The following is a 14,436-nucleotide window of genomic DNA, read 5'->3' on the forward strand; positions in this document are numbered from 1 at the left end:
TATGCCAATCATCCCAGTTCACTTCGACGAGAGCGACACCACGCCCGAGCGCTTGCAGGCGAGGGCGCGCGAGTTGGATATTTCTGTTGAAGCGTTGATACAAAGAGCGATCGCGGAGCACCTCGGTGCCTACGGTCTACCAGTTGTTTCGACATCACCAGAACCCACCAACTTGAGCGAGTTGTTCCAGGCACACGGCCTGCTGAAGCAACAGCAAAAGTAGTTCTACTCAACCTTTTCCCCTGTTGGGGCTGGAGTTTCAATGTGTGAAATATCCGCCCCAATAGGGGCGATCGTGCGCGTCTGGTTCCCTGAATCGGAAGCGGTAATGGTGCCTGGGCCTAAATTCAGGCCCGTGCTCGTTCTGGAAGTGGCTACCAGGAGCGATGGGCGCCGAGAGGCGCTTGTTGCCTATGGCACCAGCCAAAACACCCGCAGCTGTGGGCTCGGGGAATTCACCGTCAAAAGCGGTGATGTCCACTGCCTGGACCGCGACACCAAGTTCTGCCTCACAAGGGCAGTTTGGTTGCCGCTGACCAGGCAGTATTTCTATACCGGCCGAGCGCAACCAGCGCCCGAGTCGCTTCGTGGAGCGTCCATGGCGTCCTTCTTCAGGGCCGCCAAGGAAGCTCGCCTCGTGTGATCTGTCTTTCAACCCTCGGGGGTTCAGCCCCCGAGGGGGCTGCGCCTTCAATTTTTTGGAGCGTAACTATGTCGACAGTCGTCAATCCCCCGTCAGTTGCACTTTCCACTGCCGAGTTGCGCAAGCGTGCTCACGTCCACAGCGCCATCGATACCCATGAGAGAGCAATGTGCCTCAGGACGGGTGTCCTGGACTTGGATCTGTTGAAGGCGGCGCACTTGACAGTTCCATCGAGCCTGGAAGATTGCGCTGTGGTCGGCGTTGCTTACGCAGCGCGGACCCTCAGCAATCTCACCCAAAGGACCGAGGCCGTCTTCCACGTCTTCGATGCCAGTGGCGAGTTGATGGGCTCCTACTTCAGTAGCGCCTTCAAGTCGTTCGCTCGCTGACGCTTCTATCTCAACCCCAGGGGGCCTGAACCCCATGGGGTGGGGCTCCCTTTTTCATCCGCGAAAGGAAACCCCATGAGCAACAAACTCAACCGCCCCGCAATCTTTACCGACAAGATGATCGAGGCCGCCGAACGGCTCTTCGAGGCGATCGCTATCGAAAGAACGTTGGACCCCATCGTCAACGGTTACAAGAAGGCAGTCCTGCTTCGCCTGCAGCTCAAGGTATCGCCCGAGTTCCAGGACGGCAGGGAGGACCTGGTGGTCCTTCACCCCGACCACGCCTATCTGCTCGCAGAAGGTGACTGGGAGTTGTACCTTGCAGAGGTTGAGAAGGCCCGAGTGGCTGCGGGCCTGCACGTCGCTGAGGCGGACCATTGCCCACTGTTGGTCGCCAATCACGAACGCCTGAGCGCCGAGAATGACCTGCTCACTGCCGTGAGTGTGATTCCACGGTTGAAGGACTTGGAGCACCTAGGCGCGGCCAGGCTGGAGGACCGCAAGAAGGCGGTGGACTTGGCGTTGAGTATGCTGAGTCCCTACGTCAAGCCCACCCAGCAAGCCATCCTCGATCTGATACGCAAGGGCCTTGAGGAAGACCCGAAGTAATCCGATGCGCCGTCGTTCCGCTCTGTCCACCACTGGCAAGAGCGGGCTTTGACGCGGTGCTGATGGCCATCACATCGGCCGCTGCCTTCAGCTTGAACTGGGGCCGGCATGGCACGGTGTGCAATCGATCTCCTCTTTCAATCGTGCCGACACGATTCTGTCGCGCACCTTCAATACTCCCTGCCGTTATGCAGGGGGTTTTTCCAAGCCTCGCCTCTTCGAGTGGCTTGGAAAAACCTCATTCACTGCCCAGGGTAATCCTGAGTTGAGAACTCGCGCTGGAGAGACCAAAACCAGTACCCACCGGACGGCTTGCCGCTCCAAAACTCAACCCACGCGGGCCACTATCCCCGCATGGGGGCTTGGCTCGTGTTTATTTGGAAACCAACATGACCAGCAAAACCCATGCGCTCGCCCCTCGCGCGCGCTATTCCAAGATCGGTGACCGTCGTCGGAACGCAGACGGCTCCGTGAGCACCCTTGTAGACAATGGCGATGGCAGCATCGGCACATACACCACGGGCTGCCCTGCGGCGGGTCCTCTGTATCTCCACAAGCGCACCGGGATCATCTCTTCGGTGCCTGAGACAGAGGCCTCCATATGACGCGCAAGCAGTACCGACGCGCAAAGCGCACGGCGCTTGCGGCCTTGCTAGGTGGATGCAGTAGCGACGACCTCGACGAGAGGGAGCGGCGTGTTGCGCAATTCATCAAACGTCAATGGCAAACGGGCACGGATGTGCTTGTCCAACGGACCTCGTCCATGACTCCCAACGCCGCATCGCGCCTGAAGGTGTACCCGATGTGCATCGGTGCCCAACAAGTGGCAAAGCGGACACAGCACTGAACCTAAGCTCGCGAAAGCGGGCGAAGGATTTCGATAGCCCTGACGGGTGCATCCCGTTGGGAACACCTGTCGATTTGCAAGGTAGAGACTGAAATGGAAACCAACAAAATTTCAAGTGCCCAAGCGGGCATTGGCCAACTGCAAGACAGCCTTCACGCGGGCGTCGAGATGTTCGGCTACGGCATCAAGGAAGCGGGACTCAGGATCTGCCAGGATTGGCTGGCCAAACTGGCCACGAATGCCGAGGCGGATCTGGTCGGCGATGTCGATCTGCTGATCCTACGGCTCGATGCCTTCCGAACGATGGCGCGCCGGATCCTGCCCATCCCCAACGGGGGCTTTGGTGGCCACGACAAGGATGTGCTCCTCAGTGCTTTGCGAGAGGCAGGCTGCGAGATCTTTCCAACGGAGGAAGGGCTGTACAGCTATCACGGCTGCGAAGACGATTTCGAAACGTCTGCGGAGGCGATCGTGTCTGCGCTGCAGGACCATCCCGAAGTAGTGCGGGCGCTCGTGCATCAGGATGCTGGCGCCACGGCCTCCTGACTCTACGCATCCCATGTGGCCAGTCGCTGCAGCTTAGCGGCCTGGCTGGCAGTTCAAACCTGGCGGACGCTTGATCCCCGTCGGGGTTAGGTGCCGCCTTATCTTCAAGGAAACACAATGGTGATGAAGAAAACTCCCTCGGGGGCAATGACGATCCCAGTGGAACAGGCCCTGCAAACGATCATGGCCGTTCCCGAAAAGATGAGTCTCTCGCTGGCGCAGGGGGCCTGCGCACATAAGGCCGCTTCTGTCTGTGTTGCCAGCGTCCATCAGCCAACGTCGGCTCAAGTCGAAGCCCTGCGTGGGTTCGCTCAGCGTCATGGACGCTACTGGAAGTCCAAGCTGAAGGCGCTCTGGATCGACGGCAAAGAGGAGCGTCATCCCGATGCATACCTCCTGCGCCAGGTGCGAAACGAGTTCGGCCCGAAATGGCTGACACGCCTCTCGCTTGCCCGGTTTTCTGTGACGACCGGAGATCCCCATGCCTGAATCGCACAGCCTTGAGCACCCTGGAGCCGTGAGCCGCATACGCGCCAAGTGGCGCGGCGTTGAGCCAACGTCCATGATCATCATCGAGTATTGCGGCGACGGCGACCCTGCGTTCGGTGGCACTGCCGACGATCGTGCGCTCGGGCCTGACGGCTACATCCTTCGTCACGAACAACGTGTGCTGAAGATTGAGCCAGTGGAATTCGCGACGCTTGAGGAAGCCCATGAGGCTTCTAAGCTGGTGAAGAACCGACGACCCCAATCGATGTTGGGTGTAGCCCCTACCTGGCGCTAGCGCCATATCCCCTGAACCGCCCTGGCCACGCGCCAGGGGGTTTTCCCAAGCGCGCCCTACGCACGCTTAGGAAATCCGATTTGACTCTGCGGCGTGATGCTGCAGTGACAAGCCTCCGAGCTGACGGAGCCAAAAACTCAGCAAACCGTACCGCCGAAAGGCGGTTTTTTCATCTATCCCTGCGGGTCAGCATTCCCGCAGAGGGGGTGTTGTCTCCAGGGGTTCTCCCAATGAGGCAACACCATGAAAATCAAACCTATCGCCGAAGCGTGCATGTGGCTCCCGGGCTTCGGCCCCGAGGAAGATCCGCTGCAGGTCCTGGGTCCGCTAGGGGCTTCGGTGGCCAACGCTTCAGTGGCTGAAAGCGTCCCCCCTTCGCCGGCGCCAACGTGCGCGGAAACCAACGGAAGACCTATTTGGCCAGCCTTGCTGGGATCGGATCTCGACTGCTTGTCGGGGCCGGTGGCGAAGTTCGAGGCGAACGTCGCGGCGATTGATCTCCTGCGCAAGCTGGAGGTAGAGTCCCGCGAGCCCACGTCCCGTGAGCGCGTTGTCCTCAACCGGTTCACTGGATGGGGTAGCCTGCCGCAAGCGTTCAATCTGGAGCAGAACGACACAGCCTGGGCAGCGCGTGCCGCGCAACTCAAGGAGCTGCTTAATCCTGAAGAGTACACAGCTGCGCTGGAAAGTACCCCGAACTCGCACTACACGCCCATCGAGGTCGTGGAGGCAGTTTGGGAAGCTGTCAAGGCCATGGGGTTCGCCGGAGGGCGTATCGTGGAGCCCGCCAGCGGCGCTGGCTATTTCCTGGGTGCAATGCCCGAGGATGTGGCCAGCGCCAGCGTCGTGACAGCGGTGGAGCTGGATTCCATACCAGCGCGGATCGCCAAGGCTCTCTATCGCCCCTACGGTGTGGTGACACATCACGGTGCTTTCGAGCGCGTGCAGCTGCCGCAGGGGTTCTACGACCTCGCGATTGGCAATGTGCCCTTTGGGAATCACGGAGTAGCCGAGAGGCGCAACGTGGCGTTTGCCGATTTCACAGTGCACAACTACTTCTTTGCGAGAGCGCTGGAGCTGGTTCGTCCTGGGGGGCTTGTGGCGTTCATCACGTCGAGCTTCACCATGGACGCTGTGGATGACAAGGTGCGCAAGTACCTGGCTGGCCAGGCCAAGCTGGTAACCGCCATCCGACTGCCGAGTACAACCTTCGCGGCCATAGCTGGGACAGAGGTCGTGACAGACTTGGTGATCCTTCAGAAGTTGGCGACGCCTGTCGCGGACGTTGAGAAGGCCGGGTGGACCACCACGAAACCGGTTGCCTGGGGTTCCCCGCTGTACAGCCGCGACAGTGGCTACGGCAGCAGGTCGCACCTGATGGTGAACGAGTATTTCGTTGAGAACGCCAACCTTGTCATCGGAAAGTTGCGCACCCGCTCAATGGGGTCCAGGACGGTTCTTGTCTGTGACTTTGAGGGCGACCTCAGGGGCGAACTGGCAGACCGGCTCGGGATGATGCCGCATGGGATCTATCAGCCCACGGCGATGCGCGCAAGGCAGCATGAACGTCGCGAGGCGGCACTGCAGCTTGAAGGTGAGCATCGGCCTGGCCTCTCGCTGATCGATGGCAAGGTGTTCGAGGTGCTGGGCGACAAGGCCGTTCCCTCCGATCTCGCAGGGCGTACGTTGGAGCGTGTGCTGGGTCTGATCCAGTTGCGCGACACAGCCCGAAAGCTGATCAAGGCCCAAACAGCCTCCGACGACGACGGCATGCTGGGCGTGTATCGCACGGCCCTCAATGTCTCCTACGACGCCTTCGTGGCGAAGAACGGGTACATCAACGACAGGGTCAATCGGCGCGCTTTCAAAGTGGATCCCGATCTGCCGTTGCTGCTGTCGCTGGAAGTCTGGAATGAAGAAGAGCAGCGCGCAGGCAAGGCGCCGATCTTCGAACGCCGTACTGCCGGAGCATACAAGCGGGTGACCTCATGCGAAACCGCAGTGGAAGCCTTGCAAGTCAGCCTCGGTGAATCTGCTCGCGTGCTGCCGCTGCGCATAGCTGAATTGGTCGGGAAACCGGCTGACGAGGTCATGAAGGCGCTGGAGGAGGGCGGCCATGTGTTCCTTGACCCGGATTCGGGGCATTGGGAGCATGCGGATGCCTACCTCTCTGGCCTAGTGCGCGAAAAGCTCCTGGCAGCAGAGTCCTGTGGCGCTCGCTTCGAACGCAACGTCGAAGCTCTCAAGGCTGTCCTTCCCGTGCCATTGGGCCCAGCCGACATCACCGCGCGCGTTGGCTCAACGTGGATCCCCACAGGTGTCTACGAGGAGTTCCTGAGCACGCTGTTCGATAGGAAGGGCTTTAAGGTGACCTACGAAGGGAGCGTAGGGGCTTGGAACGTGGAGGCGCCGTGGATCTCTGAATCGGACGTGCGCAACACGCAGACGTACGGAACGGGGCGTGTGAGCGCCGTAGAACTGTTCGAGATGGAACTGAACCAGCGCAGGCCTACGGTGCACGACAAGGGCGAAGCCGGGGGGGCTGTTGTGAATTCGCATGCGACCATCGCGGCGCGAGAAAAGCAGCATGACCTCAAGGTGAAGTTCGTTGAGTGGCTGTGGTCCGACAAGGACCGTAGCGGTGAGATGGCTGGGCTCTACAACAGGCTCTTCAACTCCACGGTACCCCGCCGGTTCAACGGTGAGCACCTGGTGCTGCCAGGCATGTCCTCGATCTACTCACTGCGCGCGCACCAGCGTGACGCGGTGTGGCGGATCGTGTCGAGCCAATATCCGACGTTGCTGGCCCACGTGGTCGGGGCAGGGAAGACGCTCGAAATGATCTGTGCAGGTGCGGAGCTGCGACGGTTGGGTCAGGCAAGCAAGGTGCTCTACGTAGTTCCGAACCACATGCTCTACCAGTTTGGCGCTAACTTCATGGAGGCATATCCGAGCGCCCATGTTCTGCTCGCCTCGAAAGAGGATCTGCAGGGCGACCGGCGCAGGCTCATGCTTTCGCGCATTGCGACGTGTGACTGGGATGCAGTGGTGGTGACACAAGCGACGTTCGAGTCGATGAGGGTCAGCGATGACTACATGACCAGCTTTGTCGAAGAAGAGCTGGAGAAGATCGAATCAGCAATCCGTCTGCATTCCAAGGACCGTGGCAACAAGATCGTCAAGCAATTGGCGAGGGCGAAAAAGTCATGGAGGGCCAAGCTCGACAAGCTCAACAACACCCGGAAGAAGGACTCCGTTCTGGATTTCGAGGACTTGGGGGTGGACTGGCTGATGATCGATGAGAGTCAGTTCGCGAAAAACCTGTATCGCTTCTCTCAGATGGAGCGGATCGCAGGTTTGCCGTCCTCGAACTCAGACCGTGCATTTGATCTGTTCGTGAAGACGCGGTGTGTGATGGAGCGGCGTGGCGACCGGAAGGGCGTCACCTTCGCAACCGGAACGCCCATTACCAACACGATGGCCGAGCTGTGGACTGCTATGCGATTCCTGCAGCAGTCCACCCTGGAGCGGCACCAGATTGATTGCTTCGACTCATGGGCCGCGAACTTCGCGGAATCCGTGACGGCGCTGGAGCTTGCACCTGATGGCAGTGGCTACAGGATGCAGACCCGGTTTGCACGCTTCGTGAATCTCCCTGAGCTGATGTCCATCTTCCGCATGGTGGCGGACATCAGGACTGCCGACATGCTCGATCTACCGACTCCCGAAGTCCGCAAGGAAACGGTGCCGGTAGCGGGAAGTCCAGACCTGAAGGCCTTTGTTGGTGAACTGGTCGAGCGCGCGGGGAAGATCCGTAGCGGCGGCGTGAAGCCCAACAAGGACAACATGCTGAAGGTCACCAGCGACGGCCGCAAGGCCGCGTTGGACATGAGGCTGGTGGATCCCTTGGCGCCAGAGTTTGAAGGGGGAAAGATCCACATGTGCGCGAACAACGTGTACAGGATCTGGAAGGAGTACGCCGAGTCGAAGGGTGCTCAGGTCGTCTTCTGCGACCTATCGACACCGCGAAACGACGGGGGCTTCAGTGCCTACGACGAGATGCGGTTGAACTTGGTGCGCATGGGGATACCCTCTCATGAGATCGCCTTCATCCATGACCACGACAGCGATGCATCGAAAGATGCGCTGTTCAGGGCCGTAAGAAAAGGGGCGGTGCGCGTGGTGCTGGGGAGTACCGAGAAGCTGGGCGTAGGAACCAACATCCAGGACAGGTTGATCGCGGCTCACCACTTGGATAGCCCTTGGCGGCCGAGTGATCTGGAGCAGCGTGAAGGCCGTATCGTGCGCCAGGGGAACATGTACCCTGAGGTGTTCATCTTCACGTACATCACGCAAGGCTCTTTTGATGCTTACATGTACCAGCTGCTCCATAGCAAGGCTAGGTTCATCGCGCAGATCATGACCGGCAATGCCGCGTTGCGAACTGCCGAGGACGCTGAGTTGGCTGCGCTGTCGTACGCTGAAATCAAGGCGCTGGCGTCAGGTAATCCTCTCGTGCTTCGCAAGGCAGGGGTGGACGCCGAATTGGCGAAGTTGAACGTCCTATATCAGGAATGGGCGAGGCAGAGCTATTCCAACAAGCGTGAGCTTGAAGGACTGCCTGCATCGATCCGGTACATGGAGGAAGCGGTCAAGCTGATCAGGATCGACATGGAGAACGCAGTGGCGGCTGACAAGGCGCCGTGTGTGAAGGTGGGGGGTAAAACCTACACCGACATGTCGAAAGCCGCGAAGGCGTTGACGGTGGCGATTCAGAGCGTTTCTGGGCGTATGCAAGAGATTGGGGCCATCAACGGTTTCAAGCTCATTGCTTCAAACCCGGCCGAACGCAGGTGTGAGCTGACTCTGCAAGGCGGCTGGGAGTATGAGCTGGGGCGGCATTCACGTGGTTCGCAAGTCCTGCGTGCTGCAATCCAAGAGCTGTCTCGGCCAAGCTTGGAAAAGCACTTGACGCTCGCGAAGGCGCGCGCGGAAGGCCTCAACAACCAGATGCGCGAGTTGGCCGGAGTGATCGGAAAGCCGTTTGACAAGCAGGCACGTCTCGATGAGCTGCGCAAGCAGCAAATCGAGATCGACACAGCGCTCGATCTGAGCAAGGGAGATCTTTCTGCTGTCGATGAATCGGTGCAGGCCGAGGACCTCGTCGCAGCCTGACCCTGCGAACTACCCTCATGCCCCTTGGGGCATGGAGGGTGGTTTTTTCAAGCACCTTCCTCACCGGAGAGGGTGCTTCAAAAATCCGAATTGTTCCGTGTGCGTAATGCACTCGGCCATGAGGCGAACGCCCTCGCCGCAAGGCACAGCGATTCTCATCATGGAGCGTTCGCGCTTCTTGAATTTGGACCCCGGGGCGTCAACGCTCAGTTGGGGTTCTTGTTCGAACGTGTCGGAGATGGGCACGGCCGAATCCGCCTACGCAGAGCCAGAACGGTCTTCGCTTAGAGCATTCCCTTCCGTCCGTACCTGGCGGGAGATTTCAACCTTTGCGGGGCCTATTCCCCGCAGGGAAGCGGCTCCGTAGCTTTGGAGCATTCAATATGGAAAATCAGAAATCGAGCTTGTTGGCGGCCACACCCCGCGCCGAGCATGTGATCGGCTATGCCTTCCCCCGTAGTTCGCAGGCCACTTCTCTCGGGCATGGCTCATCGGGCTGCTTCACCATTCAAGTCGCTGGGACGCTCGCGCCAGCAGAGACTTATGCGGAAGCCAAAACAATAGTTGTCAGGCTTGGTACTTCGCCTGGTAGATGGTCTTGGGACCATCCGCTGAATACCAGCTTTTTTTCGCACCACATGCACAGTGACGGACAGCCGCTGACCGGTGTGAACGTTTAGCCGCGTGTTTATTGGGGCGCTCTATGCCCTTTCTCCCCTTGGCCTTGGCCAAGGGGCGTTTCTCAAGGCTCTTGAACCAGGGGCCTTCGGAAACGCAGCAGGCCGCATTCCGTTGCTCGGCGCGATGTGGCCACGGCAGGGGCGTCGCTTCCGTGCGCGGGCGTGTATCATTTCGTGAAGTTGCTGATCCTCTACGAAGGGCGGCTGATTTCCCAAGTCCATGCGTGGCGTGGGTTTCGGAAATCAATTTTCTATGACGTGGCTCTGCCAGGTCATGAAGCTCCTAGCTGCCGGAGTTGAATCTGCAGACACATATGCTCCTTCGGGGGCTTGTTTTTCACCCTGGCGGGCTTGCTATAGCCCGCACGGGTTTAGCGTTGGCTCGCTTCTTCTCGGAGACTGCATGAGCCACGAATCGAAGTACGAGCAGCGCAAGCGAGAGCTTGTGGGCTGCCTGGGAACATCCCGCGCCTTGATCAGGCGCATTGAAGAGGATGAGCGGCGCGATTGCGTCGATGCTCATCGCGATGCCGCTGAGTTGACTGCTCTGTTGGAGCTTCGCTGCAACGAAGCTTTTGCCTTGGCCGCACCCGGAAGCGCCCAACCTACCGGCGTTCATCAACGAGACGCCTGAGGCCCTGTGCTGCATGTTTGCTGGCGGCCCCTCTAAGCTGCTGGTGTTCCAACCCGGGCATTGAAGCCCAACTGACCTTTTCTTTTTCACCCTGCCATGGGCGCGTTGACCCATGGGGGGTCGGTGCGTTCAGGGCGCTTCTCACAGGAGATAGACCATGACAAATAGCACCGCACCGACCATCCACAGGTCCTTCAAAGCCCAGGCCTCGCATTCGGACCAGACGGGCGTCAAGAAGGATGATGTATTCAAGATCCCGCCGCATCTCCTCTTGGAGGAGCCAGGGTTCAACGAACGCGACTACGACGATCCGCGCGTAGTGGCCAAGATCGAGGAGTTCGCTCAGGCCTATGCCCGAGGGCAATTCGTGCCGCATCTGGTGGTTCGCATCGACGCCGGCACTGGAAAGTTCTACATCGTTGAAGGCCACCAGCGAACGCGGGGCGCCATGCTCGCAATCTCGCGCGGCACATCCGTCCCGTTTCTCGTGTGCATCCCTTTCCGGGGCAACGACATGGACCGCGTGCACTGCCAGATGGACAGCCAAGACGGCCTCAAGCTCACCCCGGTGGGCATCGCTCGCAACTATCTCAAGCTGGTCCACATGGGCGCCACCGAAGAGGAGATCGCTAAGCGGCGCAACAAGGAACTGTCTCACGTGCAGGCCATGCTTGTGCTGGCCGAGGCACCGGTTGAGATCCAGCGGATGGTCAATATCGACCAGGTATCGGCTACCACTGCCATCGAGGTCCTGCGCGAGCGAGGCGACGGTGCTCTTGAGTTCTTGCGCAATAAGCTTAAGGAAGAGCAGGCCAAAGGCAAGACGAAGATCCGGCCTGCAGCTGTTCGCGAATGGACACCTCCTCGCAAGAGCGCGATTGCGATCTATGCTTCGGTCGGCTCCTTGGTGGGCAGCCTCAAGGAAGAAGGTTTCGAGGGTGACCCCGAGACTCTGCATGGGAAGACCGTGTCAGTTGACGCTCACGCGCTGTACCAACTGATGCAGGTCTTCCGACTGGCCGAAGCCCAGAAAGGCAAGCGCAACAAGGGCTCGACCTCTGGAGAGGAGTCGGCCGAGGAGGGGGCTGCAACGGACACGGCATCGTGCTCCACCAGTGACTCTACCGATGAAAGCAAGCCACAAAGCCCGCCCTCCAGCTGGGTTTCCGGGCTTGTTTCCAACACCTGACAGTGGTTTGACCACATCCCATGATCCTTGCGCCCTCGGGCGCGAGGGTTTTCCAAAGGTGCTGTGCTAGCACCTTTGGAAAGCTTTCCATCAGCACGGCTACGCCTGCTGCGAAAACTCCAGCTGAGAGTCAAAATCAGCATCGCGTTCCTTCCGCTCGTTTGAGTCGGTAAGTCAACAGCCCAGCCGGGGGCAAGTTCAACCCTGGCTTCTTGTAACCCTTGGCGGGCACAGCTCCCGCGATGGGGAAGTGCCTGCCGTTCTTCGAATGAAAGGCACTGCCATGATGACTTTTTCCATGCTCCTGAACATCCTGCTGGAAGCAGAGGCCCGTCGCGATGATCCGAGCCTTCCTCAAGAGGTGCGTGATCGCTCTGCAGAAACGGTATCCCTGTGCAACCAACGGATGGAGGAAGAAGGACTGACTCGCGAGCAACTCGAAATGGAAGCGCGCGCGGAAGCCTGAACCACCTCCAGGCGCGAGGAGACCCCTTGCGCTATCACCATCCCTGACGGGCCCCGCAAGCCCCCAAGGCTGGTGCCCGTCTCCACCACTCAAAGGAAACGGGTATGACACTCGAAATGGGTAAGCATGACCAGGAGCGCCTGGCGCAAATTCAGGCAAACCGAGAGCGCATTGAAGGTCCCCGAATCGGCGACTTCGTGGTGTTCTCCACAGGTCAGATTGAACGCTTCAGTCACGCCTGGGACGACTGCCTCCAGACTTCCCCCAGCGGGTCATTCTTTTTGCATGCCTCTGGAAGCGGCGAGTTTTCAGGGGCTCTCAACCTTCACACACCCAGGCAATCGCTGGAGCTGACCCGCGCAACTCTGCCTGGTACGTTCTGGTTCTTCCGCGATGGGCGTGCGCAGCCTGGCGGCCGTGTGGACTTCTCGATACCTTGCCGGGTCTTCCGCACCGCTGAGACGTACACGGGCTATTTGGGCACCACTTTTCAAATGGACTCCCATCGCCTCCAGACGCTCAAAGCGTTGCTGATCGAACAGGGCGTCTGATCGCTCACTTCCCAACCTGCGGGGCTTTTGTCCCGTTTGGGGCAGGGCTCCGCGTTCTATACGGATTTCACATGAAAGCTTACGAGACCACAAAAATCGGTCATCACCGGGGCAATCCCCGTCTCTGGCTGCAGGGCCGCAAGGCCTCGCGCGCTGGGTTTCACCCTGGCAAGCGCTTCCGTGTCCGCAAGGACGAAACACGGAGCATGCTGGTGCTGGAAATTGATGCCGACGGTGAGCGCGGGGTTTCGCGCAAGATTGCTGGCGCTGGTGAGTTGCCTGTGATCGACATCAATAGCGCTGAGGACCTGGCGGTCCTGACCGGCTTCACGCGAGTGCGTGTGATTTCGCAGAAGCTGCGAATCGTCATCCTGCCCTGTGCTGTCGAGCTGGCAAAGAAAGAGCGGCTTGCGCGTTTGCGGGCAAAGATCGCAGCGGCAGCAGCCATTTCAGTCGGGTCGATCTCGCACGGTGGTGGCATCCTGGATCATGCACTGCATTCCGGAATGAAGGCCGCAGGAGTGAAGTCCCGTCTCGCCTTCGCAAACGACATCCGTCCCGAGCTGCTGGAGCACGCCAGTGCGCACAATGACGCTTGGGATGATGAGACGGTCTCGCTGGCTGCTCCTATGCAGCTGCTCGCCTTTGATGCATGGGCCATGGACCGCATCGAAAAGGTTGAGGTGCTGTGCGCTGGCATTCCCTGCAGTGGAGCTTCCCGCAGCGGTAGGGCAAAGCGCGGCGCTGGCCACGCTGAGGAGCATCCGGAAGTGGGACATCTCATCGCGCCGTTTCTTGCAATCGTCGCGAAGACACAGCCTGCTGTCGTGCTCGTCGAGAACGTGGTGCCTTATCGCACTTCGGCCTCGATGTTCATCTTGCGGCACCAGTTGCGAGACCTCGGGTACCAGGTGCACGAAGCAGTGCTTCAGGCGTCCGAGTGGAATGTCCTAGAAAACCGTGAACGCCTGTGCATGGTTGCTACTACTGAGGGGCTCGACTTTGATTTCGCATTGCTGAGCCGCCCAGTCAAGGTGGAGCGACGCATCGCCGAGATTCTTGAAACAGTAGCCCCGGATGATGATCGCTGGTCAACCATGGCGGGCCTCTTGGCCAAGCAAGACCGCGATCGCGAGAAGGGGAACAGTTTCAAGATGCAGATCGTCACGGCGGACAGCACATCCTGCCCAACGATCACGAAAGGCTATGCAAAGGTGCGCAGCACGGATCCCAAGCTGCGCAGCAGCCACGATCCGAGCTTGCTTCGCCAGTTCACCCTGCTGGAGCACGCATTGTTGAAGGGAGTGCCGCCACATCTCATCAAGGGCTTGGGGCTGACCTTGGGCCATGAGCTGCTTGGGCAGAGCGTGTGCTACCAGCCATTCAAGGCCGTGGGAGAACTGCTCGGTATCTTCATGTTGGCCGATGCCGGCGTGCTGCCATCACCTGCTCAGTTGGCCGCCGACCAGGTCTCCAATGCCTCTTTAGTGCGCGTGCTTACCACGGCACTGCAACATGCGCCCATCGTCGAACCAGCGCAACTTTCACTTCTTGAGTGAGGGCTGCAGGTCGATGACCTAGGCATTCCCGCTTCGGCGATCCTGCTCGTGCACTTCGGTGCGCGGGCTTTCCAAAGCCTCCAGCAGGTGGCTTTGGAAAGCAAATTCATCTCCATGGCTTTCTGCCTTGGTCTGAAGCGGTAGCTGTCCGCGCCTCGTGCACATCAGCATTCGTCACGCACATCTGTGCGAACTGTTAACCCTGTGGGTGCACTAGCCCAGCGGGGTAGGGCGCCTCGATTTCTTGGTCCCCTGTCTGAGCAATTTGATCCATACGGCACGCACCCGCGATGCTACCGATCAATGCGCTTTAAACCCCGGGCGGGGCTCATCCCTGCCGGGGATGGACTCGCCCACTTCAAAG

The 14,436-nt window shown here is 59.6% G+C and carries 14 protein-coding genes; all 14 read left to right on the plus strand.

The features are described 5' to 3' along the window. Position 1: 1 nt before the first annotated feature. The 14 genes from U6958_RS00620 to U6958_RS00685 all read left to right on the plus strand — a co-directional run bounded on the left by U6958_RS00620 (position 2) and on the right by U6958_RS00685 (position 14,072). A complete protein-coding gene (locus U6958_RS00620) occupies positions 2–223 on the plus strand; it encodes a hypothetical protein (RefSeq protein WP_074921995.1) in 222 nt (73 codons plus the stop codon). A 488-nt stretch (positions 224–711) separates the two neighbouring features. Continuing rightward, entirely contained in the window at positions 712–1,032 is a 321-nt protein-coding gene (locus tag U6958_RS00625) for a hypothetical protein (RefSeq protein WP_143044588.1), read from the plus strand. Positions 1,033–1,107: 75 nt separating this feature from the next. Beyond that, a complete protein-coding gene (locus tag U6958_RS00630; protein WP_074921991.1) occupies positions 1,108–1,641 on the plus strand; it encodes a hypothetical protein in 534 nt (177 codons plus the stop codon). 389 nt (positions 1,642–2,030) lie between these two features. Continuing rightward, positions 2,031–2,246: a hypothetical protein gene (locus U6958_RS00635; RefSeq protein ID WP_143044587.1), complete on the plus strand. Its 216-nt coding sequence runs from the start codon at positions 2,031–2,033 to the stop codon at positions 2,244–2,246. 335 nt (positions 2,247–2,581) lie between these two features. Beyond that, complete coding sequence (locus U6958_RS00640; protein ID WP_074921988.1) at positions 2,582–3,034, plus strand: hypothetical protein; 453 nt, start codon at positions 2,582–2,584, stop codon at positions 3,032–3,034. A 117-nt stretch (positions 3,035–3,151) separates the two neighbouring features. Next, positions 3,152–3,523, plus strand: coding sequence for a hypothetical protein (locus U6958_RS00645; RefSeq protein WP_083393601.1), 372 nt, complete (start codon positions 3,152–3,154; stop codon positions 3,521–3,523). Further along, on the plus strand, positions 3,516–3,818 hold the full coding sequence (locus tag U6958_RS00650; RefSeq protein WP_143044585.1) for a hypothetical protein: 303 nt from the start codon (positions 3,516–3,518) through the stop codon (positions 3,816–3,818). The genes U6958_RS00645 and U6958_RS00650 overlap by 8 nt, the downstream gene beginning before the upstream one ends. 243 nt (positions 3,819–4,061) lie before the next feature. Beyond that, on the plus strand, positions 4,062–8,993 hold the full coding sequence (locus U6958_RS00655) for a helicase-related protein (protein ID WP_083393600.1): 4,932 nt from the start codon (positions 4,062–4,064) through the stop codon (positions 8,991–8,993). A 383-nt stretch (positions 8,994–9,376) separates the two neighbouring features. Next, entirely contained in the window at positions 9,377–9,673 is a 297-nt protein-coding gene (locus U6958_RS00660) for a hypothetical protein (RefSeq protein ID WP_143044584.1), read from the plus strand. A gap of 403 nt (positions 9,674–10,076) precedes the next feature. Further along, a complete protein-coding gene (locus tag U6958_RS00665) occupies positions 10,077–10,307 on the plus strand; it encodes a hypothetical protein (protein ID WP_143044583.1) in 231 nt (76 codons plus the stop codon). A gap of 157 nt (positions 10,308–10,464) precedes the next feature. Next, on the plus strand, positions 10,465–11,496 hold the full coding sequence (locus tag U6958_RS00670; protein ID WP_074921980.1) for a hypothetical protein: 1,032 nt from the start codon (positions 10,465–10,467) through the stop codon (positions 11,494–11,496). Between the two features lie 283 nt (positions 11,497–11,779). Next, positions 11,780–11,962, plus strand: a complete 183-nt coding sequence (locus tag U6958_RS00675) for a hypothetical protein (protein ID WP_065345237.1) — start codon at positions 11,780–11,782, stop codon at positions 11,960–11,962. A gap of 104 nt (positions 11,963–12,066) precedes the next feature. After that, positions 12,067–12,513: a hypothetical protein gene (locus U6958_RS00680; RefSeq protein WP_074921979.1), complete on the plus strand. Its 447-nt coding sequence runs from the start codon at positions 12,067–12,069 to the stop codon at positions 12,511–12,513. Positions 12,514–12,584: 71 nt separating this feature from the next. Further along, a complete protein-coding gene (locus U6958_RS00685; protein WP_083393599.1) occupies positions 12,585–14,072 on the plus strand; it encodes a DNA cytosine methyltransferase in 1,488 nt (495 codons plus the stop codon). Positions 14,073–14,436: the final 364 nt, after the last annotated feature.

The organism is Delftia lacustris (assembly GCF_040267515.1).
Lineage (GTDB): Bacteria > Pseudomonadota > Gammaproteobacteria > Burkholderiales > Burkholderiaceae_C > Comamonas > Comamonas tsuruhatensis.

What these genes read in the sequence shown, in the direction of transcription:
- U6958_RS00620 (WP_074921995.1), top strand. Translation starts at nt 2, where the DNA reads ATGCCAATCATCCCAGTTCACTTCGACGAGAGCGACACCACGCCCGAG.
- U6958_RS00625 (WP_143044588.1), top strand. Translation starts at nt 712, where the DNA reads ATGTCGACAGTCGTCAATCCCCCGTCAGTTGCACTTTCCACTGCCGAG.
- U6958_RS00630 (WP_074921991.1), top strand. Translation starts at nt 1,108, where the DNA reads ATGAGCAACAAACTCAACCGCCCCGCAATCTTTACCGACAAGATGATC.
- U6958_RS00635 (WP_143044587.1), top strand. Translation starts at nt 2,031, where the DNA reads ATGACCAGCAAAACCCATGCGCTCGCCCCTCGCGCGCGCTATTCCAAG.
- U6958_RS00640 (WP_074921988.1), top strand. Translation starts at nt 2,582, where the DNA reads ATGGAAACCAACAAAATTTCAAGTGCCCAAGCGGGCATTGGCCAACTG.
- U6958_RS00645 (WP_083393601.1), top strand. Translation starts at nt 3,152, where the DNA reads ATGGTGATGAAGAAAACTCCCTCGGGGGCAATGACGATCCCAGTGGAA.
- U6958_RS00650 (WP_143044585.1), top strand. Translation starts at nt 3,516, where the DNA reads ATGCCTGAATCGCACAGCCTTGAGCACCCTGGAGCCGTGAGCCGCATA.
- U6958_RS00655 (WP_083393600.1), top strand. Translation starts at nt 4,062, where the DNA reads ATGAAAATCAAACCTATCGCCGAAGCGTGCATGTGGCTCCCGGGCTTC.
- U6958_RS00660 (WP_143044584.1), top strand. Translation starts at nt 9,377, where the DNA reads ATGGAAAATCAGAAATCGAGCTTGTTGGCGGCCACACCCCGCGCCGAG.
- U6958_RS00665 (WP_143044583.1), top strand. Translation starts at nt 10,077, where the DNA reads ATGAGCCACGAATCGAAGTACGAGCAGCGCAAGCGAGAGCTTGTGGGC.
- U6958_RS00670 (WP_074921980.1), top strand. Translation starts at nt 10,465, where the DNA reads ATGACAAATAGCACCGCACCGACCATCCACAGGTCCTTCAAAGCCCAG.
- U6958_RS00675 (WP_065345237.1), top strand. Translation starts at nt 11,780, where the DNA reads ATGATGACTTTTTCCATGCTCCTGAACATCCTGCTGGAAGCAGAGGCC.
- U6958_RS00680 (WP_074921979.1), top strand. Translation starts at nt 12,067, where the DNA reads ATGACACTCGAAATGGGTAAGCATGACCAGGAGCGCCTGGCGCAAATT.
- U6958_RS00685 (WP_083393599.1), top strand. Translation starts at nt 12,585, where the DNA reads ATGAAAGCTTACGAGACCACAAAAATCGGTCATCACCGGGGCAATCCC.